General features: G+C 52.2%; 11 protein-coding genes. 8 read left to right on the forward strand and 3 right to left on the reverse strand.

The genetic code is table 11. The features are described from left to right. Window positions 1–91 precede the first annotated feature (91 nt). From AC3WT9_RS27525 to argH, 4 genes are all read left to right on the forward strand, one after another. On the forward strand, window positions 92–1,378 hold the full coding sequence (locus AC3WT9_RS27525; protein WP_492408286.1) for an aspartate aminotransferase family protein: 1,287 nt from the start codon (window positions 92–94) through the stop codon (window positions 1,376–1,378). Beyond that, window positions 1,375–2,343, forward strand: a complete 969-nt coding sequence (gene argF / locus AC3WT9_RS27530; RefSeq protein WP_341379981.1) for an ornithine carbamoyltransferase — start codon at window positions 1,375–1,377, stop codon at window positions 2,341–2,343. The genes AC3WT9_RS27525 and argF overlap by 4 nt, the downstream gene beginning before the upstream one ends. Before the next feature lie 340 nt (window positions 2,344–2,683). Continuing rightward, window positions 2,684–3,919, forward strand: coding sequence for an argininosuccinate synthase (locus tag AC3WT9_RS27535; RefSeq protein ID WP_341096742.1), 1,236 nt, complete (start codon window positions 2,684–2,686; stop codon window positions 3,917–3,919). 128 nt (window positions 3,920–4,047) lie between these two features. After that, window positions 4,048–5,466, forward strand: a complete 1,419-nt coding sequence (gene argH, locus AC3WT9_RS27540; RefSeq protein WP_341096740.1) for an argininosuccinate lyase — start codon at window positions 4,048–4,050, stop codon at window positions 5,464–5,466. 126 nt (window positions 5,467–5,592) lie between these two features. On the opposite strand, the gene AC3WT9_RS27545 is transcribed toward argH, so the two are convergent. Beyond that, the gene (locus AC3WT9_RS27545) at window positions 5,593–6,378 is read right to left on the reverse strand and encodes an alpha/beta hydrolase (RefSeq protein ID WP_341096739.1); all 786 of its coding nucleotides are present in this window, start codon (window positions 6,376–6,378) and stop codon (window positions 5,593–5,595) included. Window positions 6,379–6,598: 220 nt separating this feature from the next. Here AC3WT9_RS27545 and AC3WT9_RS27550 point away from each other — a divergent pair, with 220 nt between their 5' ends. Further along, window positions 6,599–7,201 (forward strand): DL-endopeptidase inhibitor IseA family protein, encoded by a 603-nt coding sequence (locus tag AC3WT9_RS27550; RefSeq protein WP_341096737.1) that lies wholly within the window; start codon window positions 6,599–6,601, stop codon window positions 7,199–7,201. Window positions 7,202–7,220: 19 nt separating this feature from the next. Here AC3WT9_RS27550 and AC3WT9_RS27555 read toward each other — a convergent pair whose 3' ends face one another. Further along, the gene (locus tag AC3WT9_RS27555) at window positions 7,221–7,625 is read right to left on the reverse strand and encodes a CBS domain-containing protein (protein WP_341379980.1); all 405 of its coding nucleotides are present in this window, start codon (window positions 7,623–7,625) and stop codon (window positions 7,221–7,223) included. Window positions 7,626–7,827: 202 nt separating this feature from the next. Further along, the gene (locus AC3WT9_RS27560) at window positions 7,828–9,264 is read right to left on the reverse strand and encodes a VanW family protein (RefSeq protein WP_341379978.1); all 1,437 of its coding nucleotides are present in this window, start codon (window positions 9,262–9,264) and stop codon (window positions 7,828–7,830) included. Window positions 9,265–9,563: 299 nt separating this feature from the next. On the opposite strand from AC3WT9_RS27560, the gene ftsE reads away from it, so the two are divergent. From ftsE to AC3WT9_RS27575, 3 genes are all read left to right on the forward strand, one after another. Then, window positions 9,564–10,250, forward strand: a complete 687-nt coding sequence (gene ftsE / locus AC3WT9_RS27565; protein ID WP_038600957.1) for a cell division ATP-binding protein FtsE — start codon at window positions 9,564–9,566, stop codon at window positions 10,248–10,250. Further along, window positions 10,240–11,154 carry a permease-like cell division protein FtsX gene (ftsX, locus tag AC3WT9_RS27570; protein WP_341096733.1) on the forward strand — a complete coding sequence of 305 codons (915 nt, stop codon included), beginning with the start codon at window positions 10,240–10,242 and terminating at the stop codon, window positions 11,152–11,154. Before ftsE ends, ftsX begins: the two co-directional genes overlap by 11 nt. A 68-nt stretch (window positions 11,155–11,222) precedes the next feature. After that, window positions 11,223–12,536: a murein hydrolase activator EnvC family protein gene (locus AC3WT9_RS27575; protein ID WP_341379977.1), complete on the forward strand. Its 1,314-nt coding sequence runs from the start codon at window positions 11,223–11,225 to the stop codon at window positions 12,534–12,536. Window positions 12,537–12,655: the final 119 nt, after the last annotated feature.

A 12,655-nucleotide genomic window follows, 5' to 3' on the forward strand; every position in this document is an offset into this window, starting at 1 on the left:
AGATGTACTGCACAGCCATATTGCTGATTGGAATCACAAAATACAGCGCTGCCGGAATACCGGAAGCAGCATGGTGGGAGAGTGACTAAGAATGAGTAAGCTAACGCAAGCGGAAAAGGATTCTTTAACAGGGGCAACGGAAAACCGTTCAGCGGAACTGGAGGATCGGGGGGCTGCTCCTGCCAAGCTGGGTGCGGTATTCCCGTCCTACGCCAGATATGACATCAGTCTGGTCAAGGGTAAAGGCAGCTGGGTATGGGATGATCAAGGAAACAAATATCTTGATTTCATGTGTGGTCTGGCTGTGACCAGTCTGGGGCACGCTCCGGAGAAGGTTGGCGCGAAGCTGAAGGCGCAGATTGATACGCTATGGCATGTGTCCAACCTGTTCCACATTCCGGGCCAGGACCGGGTGGCAGCGCTGCTTACGGGCAACAGCTGTGCGGATCAGGTGTTCTTTTGCAACAGTGGTGCAGAAGCGAATGAGGCTGCGATCAAGCTGGCCCGCCGCTATCACCAGAAGGTAAAGGGCACGGGGCGTTATGAGGTTATTACGTTCGAACAATCCTTTCATGGCCGCACATTGGCGACACTTACGGCTACCGGCCAGCAAAAAGTGAAAGAAGGCTTCCTGCCGCTTCCGGCAGGCTTTAAGACGGTGCCTTTGCATGATCTTCCGGCGCTTAAGGAAGCGATCTCCGAGAATACGGCAGCCATTATGCTGGAGATGGTGCTGGCGGAAGGCGGCGTGCTTGAAGTGAAGCAGGAGTTCCTGGACGCAGTGGTGGAACTGTGCAAGGAGCATGGTCTGCTGCTGATCGTCGATGAAGTGCAGACCGGCATGGGCCGTACCGGCAAGCTGTTTGCACATCAGCATTACGGCATTGAGCCGGATATTTTTACTTTGGCTAAAGGTGTGGCCAGCGGTTTTCCGGCGGGGGTTATGCTGGGCAAAGGCTATTTGCGCGAAGCCTTCAGCCCGGGCAGCCATGCGAGCACCTTCGGGGGCACGCCGCTTGCCGCAGCGGTGATGGAAGCGACCATCGAGACGATGCTTGAAGATGAGCTGCCGCAGCGCGCAGCCGAAATGGGCCGGTACCTCACCGGGTTGCTGGGAGAGAAGCTGGCAGATACGCCGTTTGTGAAGGAGATCCGCGGCAAAGGCTTGTTGATCGGCATCGAATGCCAGTCGCCGGTAAGCGATATTGTGCTGGCTGGACAGAAGCAGGGACTGCTGTTCGTACAGGCCGGACCGAATGTGATTCGGCTGCTGCCTAATTTATATGTAAGCAAAGAGGAGATCCACCAGGCGGTGGACATCCTTTCCGAACTAATTCATACTTATGCTAACAAAAAAAACGGGGAGGCAGGTTCATGAGCCAGGGTGTACAAAACGCTGCGAATACAATCGCACAGCAGCTCAAAGGCCGTGATTTACTGGAGCTGAACGATTACAGTCCGGAAGAAATCACGTATTTGATTGATTTGGCCATCGAGCTGAAACAGAAGCAAAAGAACGGCGAGGTCTACCAGCCGCTAAAGGGCAAGACGATCGGACTGATCTTCGAGAAATCCTCAACCCGCACACGCGTTTCATTTGAAGTAGGGATGTATCAGCTGGGCGGTCATGCGCTTTTCTTAAGCAATAATGACATTCAGCTCGGACGCGGAGAAACGGTCGGCGATACGGCGCAGGTAATGTCCCGTTATCTTGACGGCATCATGATCCGTACCTTTGGCCATGATAAAGTGGAGGATCTGGCGCGTTATGCCTCAATCCCTGTAATCAACGGGCTGAGCGACCTGGCTCATCCTTGCCAGGTGCTGGCGGATTACCAGACGGTCTATGAGCATAAGGGCAAGCTTAAAGGGCTGAAGCTGGCTTATATCGGCGACGGCAACAACATGGCGCATTCCCTGCTGATCGGCGGAGCCAAGCTGGGTGTGCATGTCTCCATCGCCGGACCGGAAGGCTATGAGCCGGATGCCGCTGTGGTCGCGGAAGCGCGTGAGATCGCCAAGGAGACCGGCTCTGTCATCGTCATTACCCGCAGCCCGCAGGAAGCGGTGCAGGATGCCGATGTCATCTACACGGACGTGTGGGCGAGCATGGGCTTTGAGGCCGAGCAGCTGGCCCGCGAAGCGGCGTTCAAGGACTATCAGGTCAATGAGGAACTGGTCAAAGGCGCGAAGAGCGACTACCTGTTCCTGCACTGCCTGCCGGCCCACCGCGAGGAAGAGGTCAGCACCGGTGTAATCGACGGGCCGAATTCGGTCATCTTTGACCAGGCCGAGAACCGTCTGCATGCGCAGAAGGCTCTGATGGCCGCACTGATGGGCTAATTAATTTCGCCTTAGGCTTAGAGTAAATCAAGATTGATCTTGCAAGGGTCTTGCTTGGTCTTATACTATATAAAACACTATATAGGTTGAACTTAATAAACAGCGTTAGAATTCTGGTGCGGAGCAACGGAGTGAAAGTTTGGAACTGTAGGAGCGATAGCGTCCGCCTTTATAATCAGATTTCTCCCGTTGTACGCGGGCTTATAAATCATAGAAATCTGATTATAACAGCGGCCGAAAGTCCAAACCTTTCACCCAGTTGCGCCTGATCACCAGAGTTCTATAAGCGAATTTTTGAAGTTCATCCTATACCCCCCACACGAAAGGAAGTTGCTTCTTCATGGCTAAAGAAAAAATTGTACTCGCCTATTCCGGCGGACTGGATACCTCGGTCATTCTGAAATGGCTAAAAGAAACCTATGATGCGGAGATCATTGCTTTTACAGCCGATATCGGCCAGAAGGAAGAGCTGGATGGTCTGGAGGAAAAAGCACTGGCGACCGGCGCCTCCAAAGTCTACATTGATGATCTGCGCGACGAGTTCGCGAATGACTTCATCTACCCGATGTTCCAATCGGGCGCACTTTATGAAGGACAGTATCTGCTGGGCACCAGCATTGCCCGTCCGCTGATTGCCAAACGGATGGTGGACATTGCCATCGCTGAAGGCGCTACAGCAATTGCCCATGGCGCAACAGGCAAAGGCAACGACCAGGTTCGCTTTGAGCTGGGCGTAGCTGCACTGGCTCCGAACATCAACGTTATCGCACCTTGGCGGCTCGAAGAGTTCCGCAACCAGTTCCCGGGCCGTGCAGAAATGATCGCTTATGCGGAAGCCAACGGAATTCCGGTACAGGCCTCAGCGGCCAAGCCATATTCCATGGACCGCAATCTGCTGCATATCAGCTATGAGAGCGGCGTGCTGGAGGATCCTTGGTTTGATCCAAGCGCACCTGAGAACAAGGGAATGTTCCTGCTCAGCAACGCGCCGGAGGATGCTCCGGACGAGGCGGAATATTTGGAGCTGGATTTCCTCAAAGGCGATTGTGTTGCGCTGAACGGCGAAGCTTTGACCCCGCTGCAAGTCATGGAGAAACTCAATGAACTGGGCGGCAAGCACGGTATTGGTCGCGTAGATATGGTAGAGAACCGTTTTGTCGGTATGAAGAGCCGCGGCGTGTATGAAACTCCGGGCGGAACGATCCTGTTCACGGCACACCGCAAGATGGAGTCCATCACCATGGACCGTGAAGTGATGAACCTGCGTGACAGCCTCATTACCCGTTACAGCACCTTGGTATATAATGGATTCTGGTTTGCGCCTGAACGTCTTGCTCTACAGGCTCTGGTCAAAGAAAGCCAGCAGAACGTGACCGGTACGGTGCGTCTCAAACTCTACAAAGGCAATATCATCGGTGCCGGCGTCAAGAGTCCGGTCAGCCTGTACAACCCGGATATCGCGACGATGGAAGCTGACCCTACACAAGCTTATGACCAAGGCGATGCCACAGGATTTATCCGTCTGAATGCCCTGCGTTTGAAAGTATCAGCAGGTGTAGCGGAATCTAATAAGTAGAGTGTTTTAACCGCGCGTCGGTATTAATCAAGAAATAAGCTCAGCTTAATTAAGCAGACTTCGGAAGGCCGTTCCTCCCGTCAGGACAGGAGCGGCCCTTCTGGCGTCAACAGAGGAGGAAACAACAGGTGAGCAAGCTTTGGGGCGGACGTTTTACCAAAGGAACAAATAAGCTGGTGGAGGAATATACGGCTTCCATCGGGTTCGATAAGGCTTTGGCCGAAGAGGATGTGCAGGGCAGTCTGGCCCATGTCACAATGCTGGGCAAATGCGGAATTCTGCCGCAGGACGATGTAGAAACGATCAAGGCGGGTCTGAATAAGGTGCTGGATAAGGTTCGGGCGGGAGAAATTGTTTTTTCCGTAGCAGATGAAGACATTCATATGAATATTGAAAAGAACCTGATTGAGGAAATCGGTCCGGTCGGCGGGAAGCTGCACACCGGACGTAGCCGTAACGATCAGGTGGCGACCGACATGCATCTATACCTGCGTAATCGGGTGGTAGAGCTGGTCGGGCTGCTGCATGAGCTGCAGGAAGCGCTGATTGGTCAAGCGAAGGATAATGTGGAGACGATTGTTCCCGGTTATACGCATTTGCAGCGGGCACAGCCAATCCTGTTCGCCCACCATCTGCTGGCTTATGTGTCGATGTTCCGCCGGGATGCGGAGCGCCTGACGGACAGCTACAAGCGGATCAATGTGCTGCCGCTGGGAGCGGGCGCGCTGGCGGGGACCACGTTCCCGATTGACCGCCATTTTGTAGCGGAACAGCTTGGCTTCGACAGTGTGTACGAGAACAGCCTGGATGCAGTCAGCGACCGTGACTTTATCGTGGAGTTTCTGGCGAACGCCTCGCTGATCATGACCCATCTGTCCCGGCTCAGTGAGGAGCTGGTGCTGTGGAGCAGCACAGAATTCAGCTTCGTGGAGCTGGATGATGCCTTCTGTACCGGCAGCAGCATTATGCCCCAGAAGAAGAACCCGGATGTACCGGAACTGGTGCGGGGCAAAACCGGCCGAGTCTACGGCAACCTGATTGGCCTCCTGACCGTACTGAAGTCGCTGCCGCTGGCTTACAACAAGGATATGCAGGAAGACAAGGAAGGCATGTTCGACACAGTAGCCACTCTTACAGGGGCGCTGCAGCTGTTTGCACCGATGATCTCCACCATGAAGGTGAACAAGGGGCGGATGCGTGAAGCGGTGAATACCGATTTCTCCAACGCGACCGATATTGCAGACTTCCTGGTCGGTAAAGGCTTGCCTTTCCGCCAGGCCCATGAAGTCATTGGCAAAACCGTACTGTTCTGCATTAACGAGGGGAAATTCCTGCTCGATCTGACACTGGAGGAATTCAAGCAATTCTCGCCGCTGTTCGACGAGCAGATCTATGCAGTCCTGCAGCCGGAAGCGGTGGTGGATGCGCGCAACGTGTACGGAGGCACAGCCACTGTGCAGGTGAAGGCAGCGATTGAACGGGCAGAGGCTTCCTTGCTTGAGGCCAATAAATGGGTAGCGCAGCATGGGAACGCGCTGAATAGTTAACTTTAGGCCAACGCATCATCGAAAGAGCTTAAATCAAGAAAGACTGTCTTCAAGCCGTATCTTAGGATGCGGGAGGACAGTCTTTTTTCTATGCTAGGGAAAAACTCTGTATTGGCAATGAAAAGCCTATTTAGATAATGGCAGCCAGGCCAGCACATCGCGGATCTTGGTATCCCAGTAGCCCCATTCATGTTCGCCCGGGCCTTCCTCATAAGTGAGGGGCAATGAGGTCTTGCTGCAGGCTTCACGGAAGGCCTGATTATCCTCGTACAGGAAATCCTCGGTGCCGCAGCATTGGTAGAGCAGCGGTTTGGGTCCCTTCGAGCCGTCAACTTCTTGAAGCAGCCACAATAAGTCATCCGGAGTGCCTGCGATGTCTTTCTTGCCAAAGATCAGTTCGTACTCTTCACTTTTCTTCGAGGCATCTTCCCAGTTCAAGAAATGATGGGCCATATCGAGTGCCCCCGACAGACTTGCAGCAGCGGCAAAAACCTCCGGCTTGCGCAGCCCCAGCTTGATCGCCCCATAACCGCCCATCGACAGGCCGGCCACGAAGTTATCCTCACGTTTCGCTGACAACGGAAAAAAGGAGCGCGCCAGCGCAGGCAGTTCCTCACTGATAAACGTCCAGTAATTGCCCCCTGAGGCCATATCTGTGTAAAAGCTGCGATGTACCTGCGGCATAACCACAGCAATCCCCAGTTTCGCAACATACCGTTCGATTGAAGTCCGGCGCAGCCAGATAGAGTCATCATCAGACAAGCCATGCAGCAAAAACAGCGTCGGATGAAGATCACCCCGTTTTACATTGCTGAGCCCGATCTGTGTAGTGGTTTGCTGCGGCAAAATGACAGTCATCGAAGTGTTCAGTCCCAATACTTCCGAATAAAATTTGCATTCTATTAAAGCCATTTATTCACTCCTCCTCTCAGCCAAATATAGCACAATGCAAATCCGATATACATCCTCGGCGGAGTTTTTTTGTGCTTGCCGGACATCAATCCGTTTTCATAAGAAGAGGGATTGGGTATTTTAGCTTACGGGACACCGTAAGCTATAAAGTAGCTATCGCTGCAATGGAAGCATTTGAGCACTGCTGATTTTTAAAGACAATGAAGGAGGCGTTTAAAGGATGAACAAGAAGTGGATGATCGGTTCGTTAGCTCTCTCCCTGGGGCTGATGTCTGCGGGAAGCGGGGCACTGGCGGCTTCACTGCCGCTCCCGAATACGGGAGTAAAAAGCGTGGCCGCAGTGGCACCGGGCAAAGAGGGGCCGGTACTGATCAATAATTTGACAGTCAATAGCGTGGTTCCGCTGGTGGCCCATGCCAAAGCTTTGTATACGTATACGCATCGCGGAGGAAGTTCATATATGCCGGAGCTATTTCATTATAATGCTATGGAATACCGGTATCTTTCCAGTGATCTCGGAACGAAGCAGAAGCTGCTCAGTTACATAAAACGTGCGTATACCCACAAGGCCGCAGCTTATTATGTACAAAATCAATTTCTTGAGTATAAGGGGAGAATGGCGCAGGTGAATGCCGACATGGGCAATTCACTGCAATATGAGAAGGCCAAGGCCAGAATGGTTTCCAAAACCACAACCTCAGCAGTGTTCGAGCTTACTGTGCCTTATCCAGAGGGCCAGGGCCCGACAGAAAATGTAGTCGTCGAACTGAAAAAAGTGAACGGGTACTGGAGGATTGACACGTCACCGGACATTCTTTTCTAAGAGGCAGTGAGTGGGTTTGCTATTCGGGCTGAGGTAGATCTGAAGGGTAGACAACACCGACGAACTTGCCGTTGCTTGTAATAATAATGCAATCATTTCTCATAGGCTCGGGGCGGTTCATTGCTTCAGTCCGCACGTTGGCCGGGGAGGCGGAGAGGTCTGCAATCAGCGGCTTGCGGTTCATCAGCTTGGTTATAGATTCTCTGTAGAAATGATCCATGCCCAAACGTCCGGTGGCTTTCAAAAAGAAGCGCTCGCACATCAGCAGGCCAACAGGTTCATTCACGGAATTGCAGACGACGATACATTTGGATTCCGGATGCTGAAACATCACACGCAGCGTTTCACGGCAGGTGCGCGAGGCGTAGACGGCAGGAGCGCTGCGGACGACGGAGGGAATTCCGGATACAAGTATTGTGCTCATAATAATTCATCCTTTCAGATGCTAGTTTACTGTCAGTGTAACGTCATATCATTAACTGCGGTGGCGCTGTAGATTATCAGAGTGTAAAATGGATATATACACTTGTGAAACTTATACTTATATTGCCCAAAAAGACGGTCAGAGCATCCGCTGCTGACCGTCTTTTTCGAATTTCCAGAATGCCTGCCAGTAAAGGGAAGGCTCACTGCTGCCCACTGCTGCGTATGCCATCCTCAACCAGTTGTTTTTTGGGCGATTCCGGCAGGGTGGACCTACTCATGCCGCCGCGGTTGATGGCGATGACCCGTTTTTGCGCCGGATAGACATCGCGTGAGAGCTTTGTCTTCTCTACGGCCTTGCCGTCCTCATAGCGGGTAATATAGGTCTCAACCACATAGCCGGTTTTGCCGTTATGCAGTACCCGTGTTCCGCCGGGAGGCAGCGAGGAGTCGCCTACATATTTATCGGTTAGCGGCAGCACCTCCACGGTCTGGGAGTGGACAGCATAGGTAACGTTCTTCGGGAACGTTCCGAACAGCTTTACAGTTAAGGTGCGCCCCTGTACCGCAGCTTTAATAATCAAGTATTTACCAGTGTTGTTGCGGAAGCGGAAATTGATGTAGCCCTGGGCGAAAGTTGCATCCTGTCCCTTGGGCAGATAGCTGACCGGCAGCGAATGATTGCGCCGCTCCACAATTTCCAGCCCAGAGCGGAGTGCTGCGTTGTAGAGGGTGCTGGAGACCTGGCAGATTCCACCGCCAGTACCGGGCTGCAGCTTTCCGTTCACAATGACCGGTGCTTCACGGAAGCCGTATTCAACCTGAGCTTTTTCAATCGCTTTACCGTAATCGAACACAGCGCCCGGCGGGAGCATTGTGCCGTTAACGGCTTTGGCGGCGGCTTCTACGTTAAAGGACCGCCCGGGTCCGCTTGTACCGAGTGAAGTGCTGAATTGGGTGATTTTCCGTTCAATCCCCTGGTCTTTCAAAGCCCTAAGTGTGACTGCAGGTTCCTGGACGGCCAACGGCACTTCAAGAGTGATCCCTTTACCCTGCAAAGAATCTACGGTACTGAGTGTGGTTGGCAGGGCTGCCTGGAGGGCAAGCTCCAGTCCGTGCCAATCCACCTCGTAGGAGGTCTTCTCTGGTGTATAGACTACCCGGTCATCTTCAGTAATCCGCCGCGTGGCGTCAACGGGAATGCCAAAAGACTCTCTTTCCCAGGCCGGGCTTAAGCTGTTCTGGAGCTGGCTGATCTCCAGATGGGCACCGAAGCTCCAGCTGCGGGGGAAACTCCGGCGGGCACGCACCCGGTCCAAGAGTTTTCCGTCTGTCAGCTCCTTCAGTCCCCGGAGGAAATGTTCCGCTTCGTAGGTCATTCCCGCTTGCTTCAGCGTGAGGGTCAACTCCGTATTACCCTCCGCCTTCAGGATAAGAGGGACCGCCTCCAGCGCCTCCAGCCGCGCATTTAATCCGTTGCGGACCTCGCCGATGTCCATTCCGCCGATGTTCCAGCCTGCCAAATGGGTGTCCTTCGGAATGGTTTTTTGGCTCCCATATAAATGAAGCGCTCCGGCGAAAAGAGAACCGGCAAGGATGAGCCCGGTCAGAGCGATAAGCGCAGCATGGATTTTTTTCATGAAAATTCTCCTTCTGGGGGCGGATTGGCGCTTGAAGCGGCGCGGGCCATAGTAACAATGCTATGTAGTAACAATGCTTAAAGAACGGTTTCTGCAACCGATATATATGTACAGGGGACAACAATCACGCTTTTATATATGTATATGTGCGGCTCCGGCAAAACTTTCGGGTACTCAATCGGTTACGGATTTGTTACAATAGATACGCCTGCGATAATAATGCAGTTTATGGAAGCTCCCGCTGTTTACTGTCGAAAGGCAGGAGCCGGAGCAATATGTCAGAATCGGGAAGTGATAAGATGATCGAAATGCAGGACGTATGGAAGACCTACCCGAACGGAACCCATGCCCTTCAAGGTGTATCCGTTAAGATCGATCGTAATGAATTTGTTTATATCGTCGGACCGTCCGGCGCAGGGAAATCAACGTTCATGAAATTAATTTATAGAGAAGAAACACCGACCAAAGGACAGATATCTGTAGGCGGGTTTAATATAGGTAAGCTTAAGCCGCGCAAGATCCCTTATGTCCGCCGTAATATCGGCGTTGTATTTCAGGATTTTCGCCTGCTGCCCAGGCTGACAGCATACGAGAATGTCGCTTTTGCTATGGAGGTTATTGAAGCACCGAAGAAGATCATTAAGAAGCGTGTCAATGAAGTGCTCGACCTGGTAGGTCTCCGCAGCAAAGCGGGCCGTGAGCCGTCGCAGCTGTCGGGCGGGGAGCAGCAGCGGATCGCGATTGCCCGGGCCATCGTCAACAATCCTTCTGTTATTATTGCGGACGAGCCCACCGGCAATCTGGATCCCGAGACCTCATGGGGAATTATGCAGCTTCTTGACGAGATTAATTTTCGCGGCACAACCATTGTCATGGCTACCCACAACAGAGATATAGTCAACAAAATGCGCAAGCGGGTGCTGGCTATAGAGAACGGTAACATTGTTCGAGACCAAGTGAGAGGGGAATACGGTTATGAGTTTTAAGACCTTCTTGCGGCATGTGCGGGAAGGCTTCAAAAACGTATTCCGCAACGGTTGGATGTCGGTGGCTTCCATCACGTCCATTGTCGTCTCTCTCTTCGTCCTAGGCGTATTTATATTGCTGGTGCTTAATGTTAATTCCGTAGCAGACAAGGCGGACAGCCAGGTGCAGATCAATGTGCATTTAGCGCTGAATACGGATCAGAAGATGCGTGAAACGGTGGAGAACGAAATCGGCAGCATGCCGGAAGTCAGCAAGGTTGAGTTCGTCTCCAAGGAGCAGGGGCTAAAGGAATTCCGCGAAGATATGGGCCCGGATGCCGCCGAGCTTTTGGAAGGTTTTGATGTAGACAATAATCCGCTGCCGGACAAGCTGCTGGTGGAAGTTATCGAACCAACAACCGTTCCTTTTGTCTCCGAAAAGATTGAAGCACTCAACAAGACCCATAAAGAGCAGCCAATCTTTAAAGTTAACTACGGCAAAGGATCGGTAGAGACGCTGTTCAAAGTAACGCGTGCAGTACGCAACATCGGCTTTATTTTTGTGGCAGGACTTGCGCTGATGTCGATGTTCCTGATCTCCAATACGATCCGGGTGACCATTCTTGCCCGCCGCAAGGAGATTGGCATTATGAAGCTGGTGGGTGCAACGAATTATTTTATCCGCTGGCCGTTCTTTATTGAAGGTGCGCTTATTGGCCTGATCGGATCACTGGTCACTTCAGGTGCTCTCTACGTTGGTTACAGCAGTCTGGTGTCTTCCGTACAGGGAGATCCGATGCTTGGGCTGAAACTTGTTCCCTTTGAGGATATTTGGTTGATGCTCTGCGGGCTGCTGGTTGGCCTGGGAGTGCTGATTGGTGTGTGGGGAAGTACCGTGTCGATCCGCAAGTTTTTGAAAGTATAAGTCTTCATTCAATACTACTGAAATTTCGAAATGATATATATTTGAGAATAAAGGATGGGGAGTGCGATTTGAAGAAGATTGCCGCCGGATTAGCCGCTGCACTGCTGGTTGTCACTTTAGTAGGACCCTCTGACGGATATGCCAAGAAGACAAGTGTCGCTGAAATTGACAAGCAATTGAAGAAGCTGCAGCAAGAGGTGCAGACGACCAAGGCTGCACAGGAAAAAGCGGAATCACGCAATCAGGAAGCCCAGCACTATAAGAACAAGACAACGCTTAATCTCCAGCTTGTGCTGGAGCAAATAGATCAAGTGAAAGGCGAAATGAAGACCACCTCCGGCAAAATCGCCAGCACCGAAGAGTCGCTTAATGTTACCGCGGCCGAGCTGGATGAAGCAGAAGCGCGTGTAGCTTCCCGGGAGAAATTACTGGAATCTCGCGTTCGGCTGATGTATACAGATGGGGCGGTATCGTACCTTGATGTGCTGCTGTCTTCAAAGAGCTTTGCGGATTTTCTCGACCGGGCCGATTCGCTGAAGATGATTGTGGATCAGGATCAGGATTTGCTGGTGCAGCACAAATTGGACAAGCAGACCGTTATTGTGAAGAAGCAGGAGCTTGAAGGGCAATATGCCCAGGCCAAGCAGCTGTACACGAATCTTGAATCCCAGCGCAGCGTGCTTAAGGAAAGGGAAGCGCAGAGACAGGAACTTATCGCTTATTATGACAAGGAAATACAAGATACGGATGATATCAGTGAAGAGCAGAATGCTAAGCTAGTGCAGCTTGCCAGTGAACGTTCCGCTTTGGAAGTGCAGAAGGATAAGATTAAGGCTGAAGAAGCGGCACGCAGGGCAGCAGCAGCGAAAGCGGAGGCGGCCCGCAGAGCGGCGGCAGCGGCAGCTAGAGCGAAGGAGGCTGCGAGCGCTAGCAGCTCCAGTTCCGATTCGAATTCCAGTTCGAGTTCTTCGGAATATGTTGGAGGCAGTGGTCCTTTCCTGATGCCGGTAGGCCAGGCGCGTATTTCTTCTCCTTTTGGTCCGCGTACCCATCCGGTTACGGGAGAGGTCGGTAAAATGCATACGGGTGTGGATTTTGCAGTTCCGCAGGGAACAAGCATCCATGCAGCGGATTCCGGCACCGTTATTATTGCAGAATGGTGGAGCGGTTACGGAAACTGTGTAATTATTGACCACGGCGGCGGTGTCTGGACACTGTATGGGCATATCCGTGAAGGCGGCATTAAAGTGAGAGCAGGCGAAAAGGTAGAACGAGGCCAAGTGATTGCTGAATCGGGATCGACAGGGCGTTCAACGGGGCCCCATCTGCATTTTGAAGTCCGGATTGATCAAAAAGCGGTTAATCCAATGCCTTATCTCTAATTTTTAGCACTAATAAATATAAATTCGTTATACGGCATATACTGGGAGAGATACCGTTCTTTCCTGGACGGACTAATGTGGGTTTTACGAGATGGACAAGAAGGGACGGTGGGAACGTT

This window comes from Paenibacillus sp. EB106-06-01-XG199 (genome assembly GCF_058791575.1).

Excerpts from the sequence above, each read along its gene's own strand:
- AC3WT9_RS27535 (WP_341096742.1), top strand. The coding sequence starts at position 2,684 with ATGGCTAAAGAAAAAATTGTACTCGCCTATTCCGGCGGACTGGATACC.
- argF (WP_341379981.1), top strand. The coding sequence starts at position 1,375 with ATGAGCCAGGGTGTACAAAACGCTGCGAATACAATCGCACAGCAGCTC.
- ftsE (WP_038600957.1), top strand. The coding sequence starts at position 9,564 with ATGATCGAAATGCAGGACGTATGGAAGACCTACCCGAACGGAACCCAT.
- AC3WT9_RS27550 (WP_341096737.1), top strand. The coding sequence starts at position 6,599 with ATGAACAAGAAGTGGATGATCGGTTCGTTAGCTCTCTCCCTGGGGCTG.
- ftsX (WP_341096733.1), top strand. The coding sequence starts at position 10,240 with ATGAGTTTTAAGACCTTCTTGCGGCATGTGCGGGAAGGCTTCAAAAAC.
- AC3WT9_RS27560 (WP_341379978.1), bottom strand. The coding sequence starts at position 9,264 with ATGAAAAAAATCCATGCTGCGCTTATCGCTCTGACCGGGCTCATCCTT.
- AC3WT9_RS27525 (WP_492408286.1), top strand. The coding sequence starts at position 92 with ATGAGTAAGCTAACGCAAGCGGAAAAGGATTCTTTAACAGGGGCAACG.
- AC3WT9_RS27545 (WP_341096739.1), bottom strand. The coding sequence starts at position 6,378 with ATGGCTTTAATAGAATGCAAATTTTATTCGGAAGTATTGGGACTGAAC.
- AC3WT9_RS27555 (WP_341379980.1), bottom strand. The coding sequence starts at position 7,625 with ATGAGCACAATACTTGTATCCGGAATTCCCTCCGTCGTCCGCAGCGCT.